Origin of the sequence: Parabacteroides sp. FAFU027 (assembly GCF_022808675.1) — a bacterium.
Taxonomy (GTDB): domain Bacteria; phylum Bacteroidota; class Bacteroidia; order Bacteroidales; family UBA7332; genus CAXXIC01.
This window is the reverse complement of sequence record NZ_JAKZKV010000005.1, coordinates 301951-320435: the sequence shown is the minus strand read 5'-3', so window position 1 is coordinate 320435 and position 18485 is coordinate 301951. Positions and strand designations below refer to the sequence as shown.

At 41.7% G+C, this 18485-nt stretch carries 14 protein-coding genes; 9 read left to right on the top strand and 5 right to left on the bottom strand.

The window, feature by feature from the left end:
- Positions 1-5 precede the first annotated feature (5 nt).
- On the bottom strand, positions 6-974 hold the full coding sequence (locus MLE17_RS09995) for an NAD-dependent epimerase/dehydratase family protein (protein WP_243348652.1): 969 nt from the start codon (positions 972-974) through the stop codon (positions 6-8).
- A gap of 151 nt (positions 975-1125) precedes the next feature.
- On the opposite strand from MLE17_RS09995, the gene kbl reads away from it, so the two are divergent.
- Positions 1126-2316, top strand: a complete 1191-nt coding sequence (gene kbl / locus MLE17_RS09990; protein WP_243348651.1) for a glycine C-acetyltransferase — start codon at positions 1126-1128, stop codon at positions 2314-2316.
- 52 nt (positions 2317-2368) lie between these two features.
- On the opposite strand, the gene MLE17_RS09985 is transcribed toward kbl, so the two are convergent.
- Together MLE17_RS09985 and MLE17_RS09980 are read right to left on the bottom strand one after the other, a co-directional pair.
- The gene (locus MLE17_RS09985; protein ID WP_243348650.1) at positions 2369-4321 is read right to left on the bottom strand and encodes a transglutaminase domain-containing protein; all 1953 of its coding nucleotides are present in this window, start codon (positions 4319-4321) and stop codon (positions 2369-2371) included.
- 24 nt (positions 4322-4345) lie between these two features.
- A complete protein-coding gene (locus tag MLE17_RS09980) occupies positions 4346-6190 on the bottom strand; it encodes a DUF3857 domain-containing protein (RefSeq protein ID WP_243348649.1) in 1845 nt (614 codons plus the stop codon).
- 228 nt (positions 6191-6418) lie between these two features.
- Between MLE17_RS09980 and MLE17_RS09975 the strand changes: the two genes are divergently transcribed.
- Positions 6419-7324 (top strand): DUF4349 domain-containing protein, encoded by a 906-nt coding sequence (locus MLE17_RS09975; protein ID WP_243348648.1) that lies wholly within the window; start codon positions 6419-6421, stop codon positions 7322-7324.
- 72 nt (positions 7325-7396) lie between these two features.
- Here the strand turns inward: MLE17_RS09975 and lepA are convergent, their stop codons facing one another.
- The gene (gene lepA, locus MLE17_RS09970) at positions 7397-9184 is read right to left on the bottom strand and encodes a translation elongation factor 4 (RefSeq protein ID WP_243348647.1); all 1788 of its coding nucleotides are present in this window, start codon (positions 9182-9184) and stop codon (positions 7397-7399) included.
- A 368-nt stretch (positions 9185-9552) separates the two neighbouring features.
- Here lepA and MLE17_RS09965 point away from each other — a divergent pair, with 368 nt between their 5' ends.
- The 3 genes from MLE17_RS09965 (at position 9553) to MLE17_RS09955 (ending at position 13556) form a co-directional block, all read left to right on the top strand.
- Complete coding sequence (locus MLE17_RS09965) at positions 9553-10239, top strand: L-ribulose-5-phosphate 4-epimerase (RefSeq protein WP_243348646.1); 687 nt, start codon at positions 9553-9555, stop codon at positions 10237-10239.
- A gap of 65 nt (positions 10240-10304) precedes the next feature.
- Positions 10305-11807, top strand: a complete 1503-nt coding sequence (araA, locus tag MLE17_RS09960; RefSeq protein ID WP_243348645.1) for an L-arabinose isomerase — start codon at positions 10305-10307, stop codon at positions 11805-11807.
- A 78-nt stretch (positions 11808-11885) separates the two neighbouring features.
- Positions 11886-13556 (top strand): ribulokinase, encoded by a 1671-nt coding sequence (locus MLE17_RS09955; protein WP_243348644.1) that lies wholly within the window; start codon positions 11886-11888, stop codon positions 13554-13556.
- Positions 13557-13775: 219 nt separating this feature from the next.
- Here the strand turns inward: MLE17_RS09955 and MLE17_RS09950 are convergent, their stop codons facing one another.
- Positions 13776-14483 carry a hypothetical protein gene (locus MLE17_RS09950; protein WP_243348643.1) on the bottom strand — a complete coding sequence of 236 codons (708 nt, stop codon included), beginning with the start codon at positions 14481-14483 and terminating at the stop codon, positions 13776-13778.
- Between the two features lie 241 nt (positions 14484-14724).
- On the opposite strand from MLE17_RS09950, the gene MLE17_RS09945 reads away from it, so the two are divergent.
- The 4 genes from MLE17_RS09945 to MLE17_RS09930 all read left to right on the top strand — a co-directional run bounded on the left by MLE17_RS09945 (position 14725) and on the right by MLE17_RS09930 (position 18461).
- Positions 14725-15462 carry a response regulator transcription factor gene (locus MLE17_RS09945; protein WP_243348642.1) on the top strand — a complete coding sequence of 246 codons (738 nt, stop codon included), beginning with the start codon at positions 14725-14727 and terminating at the stop codon, positions 15460-15462.
- Between the two features lie 565 nt (positions 15463-16027).
- On the top strand, positions 16028-16330 hold the full coding sequence (locus MLE17_RS09940; RefSeq protein WP_243348641.1) for a hypothetical protein: 303 nt from the start codon (positions 16028-16030) through the stop codon (positions 16328-16330).
- A gap of 175 nt (positions 16331-16505) precedes the next feature.
- On the top strand, positions 16506-17288 hold the full coding sequence (locus MLE17_RS09935) for a hypothetical protein (RefSeq protein ID WP_243348640.1): 783 nt from the start codon (positions 16506-16508) through the stop codon (positions 17286-17288).
- Between the two features lie 411 nt (positions 17289-17699).
- The gene (locus MLE17_RS09930) at positions 17700-18461 is read left to right on the top strand and encodes a transposase (protein ID WP_243348639.1); all 762 of its coding nucleotides are present in this window, start codon (positions 17700-17702) and stop codon (positions 18459-18461) included.
- Positions 18462-18485 lie beyond the last annotated feature (24 nt).

The following is an 18485-nucleotide window of genomic DNA, read 5'->3' as shown; positions in this document are numbered from 1 at the left end:
TGTTTTTATTGTTTAAGTGAAAATGGAATATTCAGTTTCTCGGCCACATGCACGAGCATATCTTTGACCATCATTTCCAAATTATATCGGGGCAGCCATCCCCAATCGGCACAAGCGGCAGAATCGTCAATGGATGCCGGCCAGTATTTGGCGATTTCGCGCCGGAAATCAGGTTTGTAGTCAATGGTAAAGTTAGGAATGTATTTGCGGATTTCATTGGCCAAATCTTCAGGGGTAAAGCTCATGGCTCCGACATTGTAGTCACCGTGATGTTTGAGAAATTCAGCATCTGCTTCCAGCAGTTCGATGGTCGCCCTTACACAGTCGGGCATATACATCATTGGCAGGCAAGCTTCGCTGCTCAGGAAACAGGTGTAATGTCCGGTTTTGAGCGCTTCGTAGAAAATCTCGACGGCATAATCCGTTGTTCCTCCGCCCGGCGGTGTTTTGTAACTGATGATGCCGGGATAGCGGATACCGCGAAAATCCAGTCCGTTTTTCCGGTAATAATAACTCCCGAGCATTTCACCAATCACTTTCGAAATGCCGTACATTGTATTGGGCTTCAATATTGTTTCTTGCGGGGCGTTGTAAAGCGTGGATTGCGGACCGAATACTGCAATCGAACTGGGAACCATCAACCGGTCGAGATTGTATTTGATGCCGAGTTTTATCACATTGAGCAAGCCGTTCACATTGATGTGCCAGGCCAGTTCCGGATTTTGTTCTCCTTTGGCAGATAAGATTGCGGCAAGGTGTATTACGGTGTCAATCTGATGTTGTTGAATGAGATTATCAAGGGCATCAATGTCCGTAACATCTGTCTGCACAAATATATTTTCCGGATAAATACCATTCAAATCGGGATTCACATCAGAAACAATGACGTTTTCATTCCCGTAACGCTCATTGAATGCGTGTGAAAGTTCCGACCCGATTTGTCCCAACGCTCCGGTGATAAGAATTTTATTCATAATAGTTGTCTTTTACTATTTTCGCTCCAGGTTTCCCCTCTTTTAGGAGGAGTGGAGAGGTCTATCGTAACAACATTCCCCGACTTCAACTTGTTGTAAATATATCGAAAAAATAATTCCGCATTAGACTTAACTCCTTAAAAATATTATCATGTACGGAAAAATCAGACAGCATCTTCAGGCAGAGCTGCAAAAAATCAAAGAAAGCGGTCTCTATAAGCAGGAGCGAATCATTTGCAGTCCACAGGATGCGGTGATTAAGCTCAATGACGGACGCGAGGTGATAAACTTTTGTGCCAATAATTACCTGGGTATGTCAAACCATCCCGACCTGATTGAAGCTGCTAAGGCTGGTCTGGATAACCGGGGATACGGGATGTCTTCGGTACGCTTTATTTGCGGAACGCAGGATATTCATAAATTGCTGGAACAGCGCATTGCCGATTTCTTTGGCACAGAAGATACTATTCTCTATGCGGCCTGTTTTGATGCGAACGGAGGCATTTTTGAGCCACTCTTCACAGAGGAGGATGCCATTATCTCCGATTCATTGAATCATGCTTCAATCATTGATGGAGTAAGGCTTTCGCGAGCCAAGCGGTATCGATATGCCAATGCCGATATGGCTGATTTAGAGAAACAATTGCAGTTGGCTCAGAATGAACGTTTCCGCATCATCGCCACGGACGGTGTTTTTTCGATGGATGGAAATGTGGCTCCGGTGGATAAGATTGTGGCCTTAGCCGAAAAATACGATGCTCTGGTGATGGTGGATGAATGTCATTCTGCCGGAGTGGTTGGTAAAAAGGGCAGGGGAGTTACAGAATTGTTTAATATTCGCGGTCAGGTCGATATTATCACGGGGACTCTGGGAAAAGCTTTTGGTGGAGCGATTGGTGGATTTACGACCGGACGTAAGGAATTTATCGACTTGCTGCGCCAACGCTCACGTCCGTATCTCTTTTCGAACTCGTTACCACCAGCAGTAGTCAGCGCGGCGTTGCGGGTGTTTGATCTGCTCGAAGAGTCTGACGAATGGGTAGAACGGTTGCACCACAATACAGACTTCTTTGTGGAAAAGATGATTCACGCGGGCTTCGATATTAAACCGACGGAATCATCTATTTGTGCAATTATGCTATACGATGCAGTGCTGGCTCAACGATTTGCCCAGAAGCTGCTTGATGAAGGCATCTACGTGATAGGATTTTTCTATCCTGTTGTACCGGAAGGTAAGGCCAGGATTCGTGTGCAGGTCTCGGCAGCACATACACATGAACATTTACAGAAAGCAGTGGAAGCGTTTATAAAGATAGGCAGGGTGCTGAAGGTGTTGATTTAAAATAAAAACCGCCGGAATCGTCACAATTTCGGCGCTTTTTATTGAGAGACAGTTATCCTTTTATGCAGATTACTTTTTCGTTGAATTTATCCACGATTTTATTGAAGAATCCTTTCAATTCATAGTATTGATCGGCATTAATCACGTCGTTGTTAAACTTATAACTACCAATGATTTTGACAGTCTGATTGTCAATAATTTCAGTTGTAAATGAGATAGCACCCAGATTGTTTGACAATTTCAGATCTTCCGGTTTTGAGAATACTTTGTAGCCTTTGGGAATTTGGATAGTAGCGATATATTTCTTCTCTTTTTTATAGTTCATGTCAATCGGGTAACTACGGCTAACTCCTTTCAACGGATTTTCTGTGATAGAAAGATTGCAGAATGGTGAAATAATCAGTTTGTCTTCCACTTTCTCCAAAGGAGTATTGGCTCCGAAATTAACTTCAAAAGATTTTTCATATTGAGACAGATTATTAGTCTTAATAGAGTCTGCTAGCGTAAGGGTTGAAGGTAAGATATCGCTCTTAAATTGCTTAAAGTTTGACTGATATTGTTCGCGGAGTTTCAGAGCATCATAACCAGTAGTCTCAATCTTTATTTTTCCTGATACATTTTCTTTTATCGGGTCAGGTTGAAGGTCCAGAACATAGGTTGAGTTTGACAAGCCGGGATTATTAATTGTAATCCATTGCGCGTTTTCTTTCTTAAGTAACAGTCCCTTATCGTTGAAACAGACAGGAGGTATTTCCATGAAATTACTCAATGGGTCGGTGGCATCCAACGGAATAAGATCTTCTCCTACTTTCGCCATTGCAATCACATAATTAAAGAAATGCAGGAAGGGATAGTCAGAGAATATCTTTCCATGCCCACGTGTACTAAGCAGTACCGGTGAAGTCTCAATGCCCGCGGCCTTCAACATCCCGATAAGAAACAGATTGATTTGGGCACTATTTCCCCGTTTTGTTTTAAGAAGTTCTTTTAGGCTGCTATCAGGGAATTTCGTTACATCTCCGTTCCAACTGAAGTTGTCTTTTATATAACGTTCAATGGCTTTCGCCTTTTCAAGTGGATCGGTTGACCTGAATTTCATAGTATCTACTATCGCTTTGGCTTTCTTCTCTGCATCTGATAAATAACCGGCATAGCCGTCGGAACCAAGCATCTCTTTAACGAGATTTTCCCAAGTCGACATGATTTTACGTTCACCTCCGGTTGGATAATGTATCTTTGAAAGCTGAAAGTTCAGTTTGATCATATAGTCATTAGCTGAGGAGATAAATGTTTCATCTCTGAATGCCGGAACATCTTTCATGATAAATTCGTATATCATGTCATGGTATTCGATACCTCCAAAGTGTCGGCTCATTCCAGGATCAACAAATGAATTGAATCCACTTAACTGATTTGTACCTTGCAGAATATAAATGTATTCGTAGAATGGATTCATACAGGTACGGTACTCGCTATATTTGATGGGGATTTTGTATTGAAAATCCCAGCTACGCAGGTTAAACAGGTATGGACTGCTGATTTTGTAGGATACATCTATAACGGAGCTCACTTTTACATTGGGCATGGCAAATTTCATTATCCGCCAATTCTTATCAACTTTCTCTTCCAGCTTTTTATCGATTGCCAATGGCGTCGATTTTACAATACCGTCCTCCAGATTGTAAGTTGCGCCGATAATATCATAAATTCTTTCAATTCCTTCATTGGCAAAATAGAATGGAATTTCAATCTCACCCCATTTTAAACCTGCTTTTTTGTAAATCTTGACTCTGGTTTTACGCTCAAAATAGAGAGAAAAACCTTCGTCGCCGCTTTCGAAAAAAGACCTTCCTACATCACTCAGGATTGCGGCTTCAGCGGCAGGATCACCAGGGTATTGTTTTTGTGTCAGCGCCTCGTTAAGAGATGCCAGGTCATTGTTTTGTGCTCTCATTGCAGGCAGACTGGCAATGAAAAACATCACGATTAAGAACTGCTTTTTCATTAGTTTCGTGTTTTAGTATCGTTATTATTTGGTGGTAATTACAATTTTTCTTCGATCAGACTCGGCAATCCGCTTGAGAAATTCATAAAAAGCATCGTATTCCTTTCTATCAATAGTTCCGGCATTCAGTTCAAACTGCCGCACCTGTGTCATAGTATCTTTTTTGTCTAAAAACAGAAGATTGCATTTGCCATATTTACTTTGCATGGTTTGTGTCTCGGGAAGATTCTTAAGTTTATAACCGTCGGGGAAAATGAAGTTGATGGTATCTGTATATGAAATTGGAAAAGGAAGTGATACCGCCAAAGTTCGGCTTTGAGGAGTCTCAAATCCAAGGGTGCCAATGGGGAGAAGGCTGAAATAAAATTCATTTCCGATGGGCTTCAGATACTTGTACAGATTTACTTTGGTGTTGAGCGTGATGAAAGCGCTATCGCGGTCTGCTTTGGTTAAGTCCCAACTGATCACTTCGTAATTGCTTAAAGGCAGATATTCTCTCACCTGTCTATCCTGAAAATCCTGATTGTAATCCGACTTCAGGCTATTGAAGAGGTCAAAATTATACCCACGGAATCGGAAACTCAGATCAGCATCGGCATTTCCCGTTTTGCTTAAGTGAATATTGATAGTTCTGTCGTTTTCCCCCTTTTTGCTGCTAAAAGCCGGAATATGAATAAGCTTACTTCCCTTTTCCCTTATCAATAGTGCTTCCCTGTTTTGGATAAATGCTCCGGTAAAGTCGAAGGGATGGATATTACTTGTGTTTTCCAGATATAAAGTGTCTTTATCCAGTGGAACGGTAAGGATCACATGATTAAACTGACTGGATGGGAAATCTTTCAAAACCTTTTTAGGTAAATGATCTCCTTCGATGATCGTAAGATAAGACGGGATACCGACGCTCTCGAGCAATGACTTCATATAATTACTCAATGCTTTGCAGTCACCATATTTGTTGGTTGATACATAGGAGGCCGGGTAGGGTTTAAGTCCCCCGATGTTAAGAGAAATATTGATGTAGCGGGTCTGGTCCTGCATGAAATGATAGATTTTTCTGATCATCTCCTTTTTATCCGTGATGCCGCGGGTGAGCTCTTGCACTTGCTCTTTGTCCTGAGCTGATAAATCGTTTAATCCTTTGGTCAGGCGCCAATACCAGTTGCCGAAGGATTCCCAGCTCTGAAGCTCACCTTCCACACCATAGATAAAGTGTCTGGGTACTACTTTTACATAGGGTGTCAGTTCCTCTCTGTCAATGCTGTACTTTTCGGAAAGTATGGGCTGTGTATAAGTTGCAGTCCAGATATGTTTGATTTGCCCGGGCAAACTATCAATTTTATGAGATTGAATACCATTTTCTTTGAATCTAATATCGTAGTTCCTGGGTACTTTAATCGTTAGTGACGCTTTGTCAGTCGGCATGCTATAGTTATAGACCGGAGTCCAGTCGGCAATTGACAGAAACTGCTTCCTGGTTGTCCGGTAGGTGTAGGTTACAATGTAAGGATAGACATTATGCTTAAGTACGAGCGTTTTGATGAATTCGTCCTGGTATAACGAGCTTGCATTCCTATAACTTGCATCGGAAATATCTGCACTGCGAAGATTTCTTATCCTATTGCCACGGCTGTCATCAATCCATCCATTGATATCCGATAACTTTTCCATTTTAGAATAAGGAATACTGATTTGACAGTGCTCTTCTCCGTTGCGATTGAATATGGCAAATGTTATTGTATCTGTTTCAGTGAGCTTATTGTCTGCAATTTCACAGTATTGAGTCATTTTTAGAACTTTTGCATCCTGAGCGTAAAGTGTTGATATGGTTAGTAAAAGCAAAGTGCAGAATTGGTAGATCTTTTTCTTCATAGTATTCGGATCTTCTCTTGTTATTGTAAAAAACATCAACGCCGATTAAATTTAGTGTTCTATTGAAAGCAAATATAGAAATAAAACTTGTATAATTGCATTTGTTAATCGCTTCGATTAGCTCTCTTGTGAAATTAGTGGTGTAAGAATTATTTATTGTATCAGATGTTAACGTTGAATTAGGTTGCGAAAAGAAATAGCTATCACACAATTAAAAAATCGTTTATTATGAAAACCAGACAAATTATCTTTTCTCTTGGTGTTATTGCACTGTTGACCGGTTGTGGCAATAAAGCGGCAGACAAAATGAGCTATGAGGCAGCGGCAGATTCTACGACTGTTAATATGAGTTCTTCTGCCGCAGTTGAAAATCCCGGTGATTCTACTCATAAGTTTATCCGGACAGCGAATCTGAAGTTCAGGGTGAATAATGTAGCAAAGGCAACGACAGTTATTGAAGATATTACTGCCCGGATGGGAGGTTATGTTGCTTCGACGAATCTGAGCAGTAATAAGGATAATGTGAAGACTACCGAGATTAGTAGCGATTCTACGCTTGAGACAACCTATTACACAGTAACGAACGATATGGTATTGCGCGTTCCTAATGTGAAGCTGGATACCACGTTACGCCAATTAGCCTGTCTGGTTACTTATCTTGACTATCGAGTCATTAAAGCTGATGACGTGTCGCTTCAGGTGTTAACCAACAAGCTGACACAGAAGCGTGCCAAAACGGCAGAATCCCGACTTGCAAAATCTATAGATACCCGTGGCAAGAAGTTGGGTGAAACGGCAGCTGCCGAGGAGACCCTGCAAAACAAGCAGGAAGCAGCAGATAATGCATTTGTGGAAAATCTCTCGCTGGAGGATCAGATGAAGTACAGCACCATTAATCTCTCCGTTTATCAGCGTCAGGGAATGTTAAATGAATTGATTCCAAATGAGAAAAATGTAGAGGCGTACCAACCCGGATTTTTCCTTAAGCTTTGGGAGGCAATTAAAGTCGGTTGGGTGGTTATTTCTGAATTGTTCCTGTTTATCGTAAAGCTTTGGGGCTTAATCCTTATGGCAGGAATCGTTTATTTGCTTTATAAGATTTATTTCGCAAAGAAAAAAGAGAGTCAAGAGTAAATGGATATATCCAAATAAAAAAGGCACCAATTGGTGCCTTTTTTATTTGATGAATAAGCTGTATTTTCAATATTAATCCAGTTTCAATACTGCGAGGAACGCTTTCTGCGGAACCTCAACCGAACCGATCTGTTTCATGCGTTTTTTACCTTTCTTCTGTTTCTCGAGCAGTTTACGCTTACGGGAAATATCACCACCATAACATTTTGCAGTTACGTCTTTACGAACCGCTTTGATGGTTTCTCGTGCGATAATTTTCGCTCCGATCGCAGCCTGGATAGCGATGTCAAATTGCTGACGCGGGATTAGCTCTTTCAGTTTCTCACACATGCGACGTCCCAGTCCGTAAGCATTATCCACGTGAGTTAGTGTAGAAAGGGCATCCACCGATTCGCCGTTAAGCAGGATGTCCAGTTTTACCAGCTTCGACGGACGGAAGTCGTGGATGTGGTAGTCAAATGAAGCATACCCCTTCGAAATACTCTTCAGTTTATCGTAAAAGTCGATTACAATTTCACCCAATGGCATATCATAGATGATCTCCACGCGGTCACCTGAGATGTACTCCTGTTTGAGCAGTTCACCACGCTTGCCGAGACAAAGCGACATGATCGGTCCGATGAAGTTTGTGGTAGTGATGACAGTTGCTCGGATATACGGCTCTTCGATACTTTCGATATGAGTAGGATCAGGGAGACCGGACGGGTTATGCACTTCCGACATTATACCCTGTTTGTCATACACGCGGTACGAAACGTTAGGAACAGTGGTGATAACGTCCATATCGAACTCGCGGTCGAGACGCTCCTGGATAATCTCCATGTGCAACAATCCAAGGAAACCGCATCGGAACCCGAAGCCCAAAGCCAGTGATGATTCAGGCTGGAAAGTCAGGGAGGCATCGTTCAGTTGGAGTTTTTCCAAAGATGCACGCAGATCTTCGAAGTCTTCTGCTTCGATAGGATAAATCCCGGCAAATACCATTGGTTTTACCTCTTCAAAACCGGCGATTCCACTTTTACAAGGATTAGCAATATGTGTAATGGTATCACCAACACGCACCTCTTTGGAGGTCTTGATACCGGTGATCAGATAGCCTACGTCCCCTGTTCCCAGCTCTTCGCGAGGAGCCATATTGAGTTTAAGTACACCGATTTCGTCAGCCTCATACTCTTTGCCTGTAGAGAAGAATTTTACCTTGTCGCCTTTACGGATAGTGCCGTTTACAATTTTGAAATAAGCGATGATTCCGCGGAAAGAATTGAATACAGAGTCGAAAATAAGACATTGTAGTGGGGCTTCCGGGTCACCTTTAGGAGCTGGAACGCGGTTTACGATTGCGGCCAGAATGTCTTCCACGCCAATACCGGTTTTGCCACTGGCACGGATAATCTCTTCGCGTTTGCAACCCAGCAATTCGATGATTTGGTCTTCCACCTCTTCCGGCATGGCGCTTTCGAGGTCCACTTTGTTGGCAATGGGGATAATTTCCAAGTCATGCTCGATGGCCATGTATAGGTTGGCAATGGTTTGCGCCTGGATTCCCTGTGTAGCGTCAACAATCAGCAATGCACCTTCGCAGGCGGCAATCGAGCGGGAAACCTCGTATGAAAAGTCAACGTGTCCCGGAGTGTCAATCAGGTTAAGGATATATTTTTCACCTTGATAAACGTATTCCATCTGGATGGCGTGGCTTTTGATGGTGATGCCTCGTTCGCGTTCCAGATCCATATTATCGAGTACCTGCGCCTGAAGGTCTTTTCCTTCTACTGTTTTCGTAAATTCAAGCAGACGGTCAGCCAGTGTACTTTTTCCGTGGTCAATGTGAGCAATAATGCAAAAGTTGCGGATATTCTTCATTTATTTTCAATCATAAAAATGTGCGCAAATATACACAAAATATAGCATCTGTAAGATAGGTGTAAGGGCTACACTAAACAATATATAATAGAGCGAACAAACCGTCAAAGCTTGTGGTTTAATTTAGGCGTCTGAAAAACAGGTGTTTGAGTTGTTGTATTTGTGTTGTTCAACATCTTTAAGTTCGTTTTGCGTAATGTGTTGCATAACATAATCTTTGGTGGTTGCCCAATCTTCATTTATTTCTACTTTTGCAGAGTCGAATAAGTGTAAGAATCACACTTAATGGTTTTAAGAACCATCTTCACTTATCCGAATCCTTTCGGAACCGACGTTTGCAAACAAAAACTTATTTAACCAATTTCAAAATGCTCGCAGAACTCAAAGAAAAAGTGTTTCAGGCTAATCTCGAATTAGTGAAGCACGGTTTGGTAATCTTTACCTGGGGAAACGTTAGTGAAATTGACCGTGAATCCGGTTTGGTCGTAATCAAACCTTCAGGCGTATCATACGATGATATGAAAGCCGAACACATGGTTGTTGTTGACCTCGATGGTAAAGTAGTGGAAGGTACTCTCAAACCTTCATCTGACACAGCAACTCACCTGGAGTTGTACAAAGCATTCCCCGGAATTAAAGCCGTTGTTCACACACACTCTACCTATGCAACTGCATGGGCGCAGGCAGGATGTGATATTCCAAATATCGGTACTACTCATGCTGACTACTTTGCAGAAGGGATTCCATGTACCCGCATGATGACTGAAGCGGAAGTGACAGGTGAATACGAAAAAGAGACCGGAACCGTAATCATCGAGCGTTTCGAAGGTATTAACCCTGTTTATGTACCGGGCGTATTGGTGAAAAACCACGGACCATTCTCCTGGGGTAAAGATGCGCACGATGCTGTTCACAATGCAGTGGTAATGGAGCAGGTGGCTAAAATGGCATTCATTGCATATAACGTTAATCCGCAATTGCAAATGAATCCCCATTTGATTACCAAGCACTTCTACCGTAAACACGGACCGGGAGCTTACTACGGGCAGAAATAACCGTTTTAATCATAACAGACTTAATTGCATTAAATCAAATACTTAACACTAAAAAAACAATAATCATGGCTTTTGAAAATTATGAAGTATGGTTCGTTACAGGAGCTCAGCTTTTGTACGGAGGTGACGCAGTTGTAAAAGTTGACGCGCACTCTAACGAAATGGTAAAAGGATTGAACGAATCTGGTAACTTGCCTGTAAAAGTTGTATATAAAGGAACTGCAAACTCTTCAGCAGAAATCGCTGAAATCATGCGTGCTGCTAACGGTGACACCAAATGTATCGGTATGATCACCTGGATGCACACTTTCTCTCCTGCTAAAATGTGGATCCACGGTCTTTTGGACTACAAAAAACCATTGTTGCACTTACATACTCAATTTGACCAACAAATTCCATGGGGCGAAATCGACATGGATTACATGAACCTTAACCAATCGGCTCACGGTGACCGCGAATTCGGACACATCACCAGCCGTCTGCGTAAACCTCGCAAAGTGGTGGTAGGTTACTGGAAAGACAAATCAACTCACGATAAAATCGGTGGCTGGATGCGCGTTTGTGCAGGTTGGGCTGATTCACAGGATATGTTGATCATCCGTTTCGGTGACAACATGAACAACGTAGCAGTAACTGATGGTGATAAAGTAGAAGCTGAAATCCGTTTGGGTTACCACGTGGATAACGCTCCTATCGCTAAACTGGTTCCTTTCGTAGAAGCAGTAACTGAAGCGGAAATTGATGCTTTGGTTGATGTTTACGAGAAAATCTACGACTTCGCTGACGATTGCAAAAAAGGAACTGAAAAACACGTTTCTGTACGTCAGGCTGCTGCTCAGGAAATCGGTCTTCGTCGTTTCCTTGAGTCAAAAGGTGCTAAAGCGTTTACTACCAGCTTCAACGAATTGGAAGGTATGTCTCAGTTGATGGGATTTGCTTCTCAGCGTTTGATGGCAGAAGGTTACGGTTTCGGTGCTGAAGGTGACTGGAAATCTGCTGCATTGTCACGTACTATGTGGGTAATGGCACAAGGTCTTCCTGGTGGTTGCTCATTCCTTGAAGATTATGTATTGAACTTCGACGGTGAAAACAGCTCTATCCTTCAGTCTCACATGTTGGAAATCAACCCTGAAATTGCAGGTAACAAACCACGTATCGAAGTACACTTCTTAGGAATTGGCGATGCAGGTGTTTGTGCACGTTTGATTTTCCAGGCTCACAAAGGTACAGGTGTTGCTACTACTATCGTGGATATGGGTAACCGTTTCCGTATGATTCTGAATGAAGTAGAGGTAATCGAGCCACAAGCTCTTCCTAAACTTCCTGTAGCTTGTGCATTGTGGAAACCAATGCCTAACTTCGAAATTGGTGCAGGTGCATGGATTTTGGCTGGTGGTACTCACCACTCTTGTTTCTCATTCTCTCTTACAACTGAGATGATGGAAGACTTCGCAGAAATCGCTGATATCGAATTGTTGATCATCGATAAAGACACAACTATTCGTCAGTTCCGTCAGGATCTTCGTAACAACGAAGTTTACTACATGCTTAACAAAGCTTTGAGATAATATCCACATAAAGAAGTCTGAAGCCCATAGTCATAGACAGGCTTCAGGCTTTCTTAGACTAACACACTAATAAAAATCATGAGCAAATACGTTATTGGTCTGGATTATGGTAGCGACTCAGCTCGCGCCGTTGTAGTGGACGCAATCACCGGAGCTGAAATGGCTTCATCTGTAAAATATTATCCTCGCTGGATGGAAGGCAAATATTGCGATCCGATAGCGAACCAATATCGCCAGCACCCGCTGGATTACATCGAGGTATTGGAATATACCGTTAAAGATGCTTTGTCTAAATGTCCTGCCGGAACTGCAGAGAAAGTAGTAGGTATGGCATTCGACACAACTGGTAGTACTCCGGTTTTCACCGATAAAGAGGGAACTCCGCTGGCACTGCTTCCTGAATTTGCGGAAAACCCTAACGCGATGTTCGTATTGTGGAAAGACCACACTGCGATCAAAGAAGCTAACGAAATCAACGAGTTGGCTGCGAAATGGGATATCGACTATACTTCTTACGAAGGTGGAATCTACTCTTCTGAGTGGTTCTGGGCAAAAGCATTGCACGTGCTTCGTGCAGATGAATCAATCCGTAAAGCGGGTTATTCATTGGTAGAGCACTGTGACTGGTTGCCAGGTCTTTTGGTGGGTAAAACCAAACCGGAAGAGATCTGCCGTAGCCGTTGTGCTTCAGGTCACAAAGCGATGTGGCTGGAGAAATGGGGTGGTCTTCCTGCAGAAGAGTTCCTTGTTGCGCTCGATCCTGTTTTGGCAGGGTACCGTGCTAAATTGTACACTGATACTTGTCCGAGTGACAAGAAAACAGGTACATTGACCGAAGAGTGGGCTAAACGTTTAGGCTTGACTACCAAGGTAGCTGTAGCTGTAGGTGCATTTGACTGCCACATGGGTGCTGTAGGTGCAGAGGTTAAACCGGGCGCTTTGGTACGTGTAATCGGTACTTCTACCTGTGATATCATGGTTGCTTCACACGAAGAAATGGGTGACAAACTGATCCCGGGTATCTGTGGTCAGGTAGATGGATCTGTTATCCCTGGCCTCGTAGGTCTGGAAGCTGGTCAGTCTGCTTTCGGTGACATCTACGCATGGTTCAAACGTGTGGTAGCATGGCCAATCGAAAACATAGTGGCTAAATCAACCCTGATTGATGAAGAAACAAAACAAAAACTGATTCAGGAGTCTCTGGATGCGATCATCCCGGCATTGTCAATCGAGGCAATGAAAGTGCCTGTATCGGAATCAACTATTATTGCAACAGACTGGATGAACGGTCGTCGTACTCCGGATGCTAACCAAATGCTGAAAGGTACCATCACTGGTCTTTCATTAGGTACAACAGCTCCGTTGATGTTCCGTGCTTTGGTGGAAGCTACTGCTTTCGGATCTAAAGCGATCGTGGACCGTTTCATCGAAAACGGTGTAGAGATCAAAGAAATCATTGGTATCGGTGGTATCGCTTTGAAATCTCCGTTTGTAATGCAAACTCTGGCAGACGTATTGAATATGCCGATCAAAGTAGCTAAAGCTGAACAGGCTTGTGCTTTCGGAGCTTCAATGTTTGCTGCTGTGGTAGCGGGCGTTTACGCTAAAGTAGAGGACGCTCAGGCTGCAATGGGTATGGGATTCGCTGCTGAATTCTATCCTAACGCAGAAAACCACAAACTTTATCTTGATATTTACCATAAATATGTTCAAATCGGTAAGTTTACCGAAGAGAACTTGTTTTGTTAGTAGATAATTTGTAGTTAGTAGTAGGGAAGGGGGAGCCGTGAGGTTCTCCCTTTTTTGATTTTGGTGGCGGGGCTGGTAGTTTCGCTTTTTTTTAGTGTAATTGAATTTTCGAATCCTTATTTCAGTGTATCTCTCAAGGGTATAGTGTCTTTTGAGGTATGTCATAAAACAAAAAGTGGAGGCAATGCCTCCACTTTTTGTTTGAATCCGATTAAGATCTTAGATGATAACCGTCGTTTGCAGGCTGCTCCACGAGCCCGCCAGTTCCGGGTGTTTGGTGTTGTACCAGCGGAAATAGATGTAAAGTGTTTTAGCCGCTGAGGCAGCACCCAATGACAGCGTGAAGATGGCTTTTGTCGATAAATCTTTTATCAGATTGGGGTCTTCTGCTGATGTGGGAGGTGTAGTGCCCACCATGTAAAGAATCTGTACACAGTCGGCATCGCCATAGATGGCAGCGCGTGCGCTGGTTGTGCTGTAACATTTGAGGGTGATGTCACCACCGCCTGCGGGAATTAGCATGGCTTGTACCAGTTCGTCAATGCGTGAGGTGGGAACCGTACGGGTCGTTTTCTCCAAAGCGCCCTTCTTGATATTAAAAACAGTCAAGTCGGCTACGGTTACGTTTAGCGAAACGGAAATCCGATCCAGAAAGTTAATCTCTTTGTCGAAATTAATCACTTCATCGATTTTACTCAATAGATCATCTTTGATGGCAGTGGTACGACCGTATCTTTTATCGGCGTATTTGGCATAAATCGGAGCCCATATCGTGTGAAAACCGACCCACCGATTAACCTCTTCTTCCGAAAAGCCCAGACGGGCACCGTTTGTGATGGGAATACCTAATACAATGTAGGCCGCTGTGCTGGCCAGATAAAGATTGAAATCATCAATTCCCCTGGGAATTCTTGTTGCTGAACCCATAGTTGTATGTATTTAAAATGGTGAATAATTTGCACATTGAAAAATGTACTTTACATTTGTAAATGTATATTGTTAGTTGTTTTGTCTGATGCAAAGGCATATTGTTGAAATGTTGTGTGCAATAACGACATGTCGTCAATTTTTGTCATAGATAGGGCTGTTTCTGCCAATTATTAATCAGGAGGGTTTATAGGTCGCTTATTCAGCTTGAGCGTGATCTTCTTTTAATACATGTAGTATTATGAAACGAGTAGAAGAAATGTATATGGATTTTATCGGCAATCATCCCATTTTTGCCGATTCTGAGTTTGTAATGTCCAATGCTCAGGCTTTACAGCTAAAACAGATGGCACGAGTAGAAGGTCGAACATTGGCGCTTTGTAATGCCGGGCGCAATGATTATCATTTCCTCCATACCAATTGTCCTGAATTCAGCCATCTTTTTAGCGGTACTGTTACTGTGGAGGAGTTTGTGAAGTCAATATGGCCGGCTGATATCGATCATTTTGTATCAGCATGGTGTAAGGCGTTTCGTTTTATCGGTGATTTAAGTACAGAGGAGTTGATCGATTATGCTCTGGTGTTTGAATGTCGTCTCCGCAACATACATGGTGTGTATAAGCGTGTCATGTTTAAATATCTGCTGGTCGAAGATCATTCCGAGGGAGATCATGGGCAGGTCTTACTGATGTTGAAACCTGTTGACGGGTGTAGTAGCCGTGAATTGTCTAAAGGGATATATATTATTAATTTGCAAACCGGGAAGTTTATGAAGCGTGCGACTGGTTGTACATTTTCCGATAGGGAATTGCAAATCGCGGCGCTTAGTAAGGAGGGGTATAATAAAGCTGCTATTGCGGAAGAGCTCTTTATTTCCCACGATACTATAGATAATCACCGACGTAATATCAATCAGAAATTATCTGTACGCGAGATCTCGTTTGCTGTTATGTATCTGCACGATATGGGGGTGATTTAGATGGTGTTAGATAGTGGTTTGATGTTTTGTCGTATTACAATACTTCGCTTACAGAGCGTTTTTTTATGACTACACAGTTGCTTGTAGTCGCTTCAAGCTTGCCCGAAGCGGCTACAAGCCACTAAGTAATGGCGTCGAGCTTGCTTGAAGCTACTACAGGCTTGCTTGTTGTGGCTACAAGTCGCTTTGTTGTGACTACAAGCAAGCTTGAAGCGGCTACAAAGTGGCTTGTAGTTTCTACAAAGCGCTTCGTAGTGATAAAAAAGTGACCTGTAGAGCCAAAAAAGCACTGTGTTTTGAGGTTTAAGTGACCCGCTGCGGGAGTAAAGTGCTCTCTTTTTCGGGCAAAGCACTGTGTGGTTATCTCTTGCCTGTTAGTTTGTATTAATGGGATAAGTGTATTAGAAACAATTTTTTCTGTTTAATTTGTGATTAATAGGTGTGAAATGATAAATTATAGAGTTATCTGTGTACATTTGTGGAATGGAGATAGACTTGTCTTTTCAAGAAAATCCAATTCTTAATAAGATTCTTTATCCTGAACAAATGTTTCGATTGAAAATAAATGAGATTAAGAAATTATTGCCGGCTTTGTAAAATAGGATTTTCATTATTGATTTTATTCTTGTTCTTAGTCTCGTGTAAGAATAGAAATAAACCATTTGATAAAGATTCCTGGATTAATTTTGATGGGACTGATTTTTCTCAAAGAGAACCTATCGTTAAGGATTTAATGGATCATTACTTATATAAAGGAATGAAGTATCCTGAAATAATCCGCTTGCTAGGGAAGCCGGAAATTTATGATGAAAAAAAAAGAAAAGCGAATTGGCTATATTTTATATCTGGATTATGGGTGGGATATTGATCCTATTAAAGGCCGGGATTTAATTATCAGTTTATCAAATGACTCTGCAATTGTTGATTATAAAATTGTAGAATGGAAGAAATAGCTTCTTTTCGTAGAATCTGATCCTTAATTGGGGTTTAGGTGTGAATTAGTATTGATGTAAATATTTAATCTGATTATTCGATATTTATATATGAGAAACAAGCTAATCGTTTGGTTGGTATTTTGTTCATTTACAATTTATGGACAGAATCTTAAGGTTGTTGAGAATGAGTTGTTAAAGCATTTGACGAAAATATCTTATTGGGCACATTTTACTGGAAATGCAAAGATAAGTGCAGAGGATTCATTAGATAATGAGAATGAGATATTTTATGATAAACTATTGAATTATACCAGCAAAATACCTTCTACCCTTGCTTATGATTTTAGTGAGTTGAAAAAAGCACACTTAATCATAACAACATCTTCGGATAAGAAATTCAGAATCTATTCATGGGATACTGAATTGGGTGGTACAATGAAAGATTATGAAAGTATATGTCAGTATCAGGGAGATAAAAAGGTTTGTTCAAAAAGTCTGAACGAGAATAGGCAGGAAGGAGATATTGGTTGCTGGTATTCTGAAATATTTACGTTAGAAACTGGAAGTAAAAAGGTTTATATAGCTTATGGAAACGCAGAGTATTCCTCAAGTGGATGTATGCAAGGAGTCCAGTTATTCAGTATAGATAACGAAAAACTGAATGACAAAGTCAGATTAATTAAAACCAAAACCGGGATCAGAAATAAACTGTATTTTGAATTTGATTTTTTCTCAGTTGCCAACAGAAAGGAAAGACCTGTAAAGCTCATCTATTTTGATGAAAATACAAAAACACTCAAAATACCGGTTGTGACCAATAAATTAAAGGTTACAAATCAGTTTATAACCTATAAATATAACGGTCAATTTTTTGAGAGAGTCTCCAAATAGAAATCTTTAATCGTGTGTTTTTGGCGACAAACCGGATACCACAGCCGTGCTGAGTGTTGACAGACTCCTTTGGCCGAAGATCAAGGAAGAGACCATTCAGCAATTCCGGGAGATGAACAAGAGATAGGATTCCGCATAAGCAGCCAATCATGAAAAAAATAAGAGGTAGTACATCCGCATCCGCACCGTAGAGACGCAAGATTTTGCGTCTCTAATATCGTACCAGGCGTATCAAATACCATTTCATGTGTATCAAATATCATCCATGGCATTTCAGATGGTTTGTTATTGCAATTATGAGACGCAAAATCTTGCGTTTAAATGGATGAATTATATTTATGAGACGCATAATCATGCGTCTCTACCGGGTGGGGAAATGGATGGATTACCGTTATGGAAAAATATTGGAATATGAACAACGAAAAATTTGCCGGGAAATACCGCATTCCTTCTGCACGTGCTGCATGGTGGGATTATGGCAATAACGGGGCTTATTTTGTGACGATATGTACAGCGGCTCATCGCCATTATTTCGGGAAAATAGTGGAGGATAAGATGATACTGAACGAATTGGGGCAGATAGCTGATCAATATTGGTTAGAGATTCCACAACATTTTCCCTTTGTGGAACTGGCCGAACACATCGTGATGCCCAATCATGTGCATGGAATTATTCATATCAATAAACCGGTAAAGGAGCTGAAAAATGGTGATTCATCCGTAGAGACGCAAGATTTTGCGTCTCATGAGCAGTGTGAAACAAATAAGACGCAAGATTTTGTGTCTCATGAACAGGATTGTGCGTCTGATGATTTCGCATTATTGAATGATACGCAAAATCATGCGTCAAATGTATCAGAATTGTCCAATGAGACGCATAATCATGCGCTAAATGTTTCAGGATTATTGAACGAGACGCATAATCATGCGTCTCTACGGGAAACACCGCATTCTATGAATCAATTCGGACCGCAGTCCCGAAACCTCGGATCTATCATTCGGGGATTTAAATCAGGGGTTAAATCGTATGCCACGACCAATCATCTGGTTTTTCATTGGCAGGAACGCTTCCATGACCACATCATTAGGGATGAAGAGGAGTACAGACGGATTGCTTACTACATCGTCAATAATCCGGCAAACTGGAGGAAGGATCGGTTTTATGGTGAATAAACTTATTATTGAATTACATTTTTT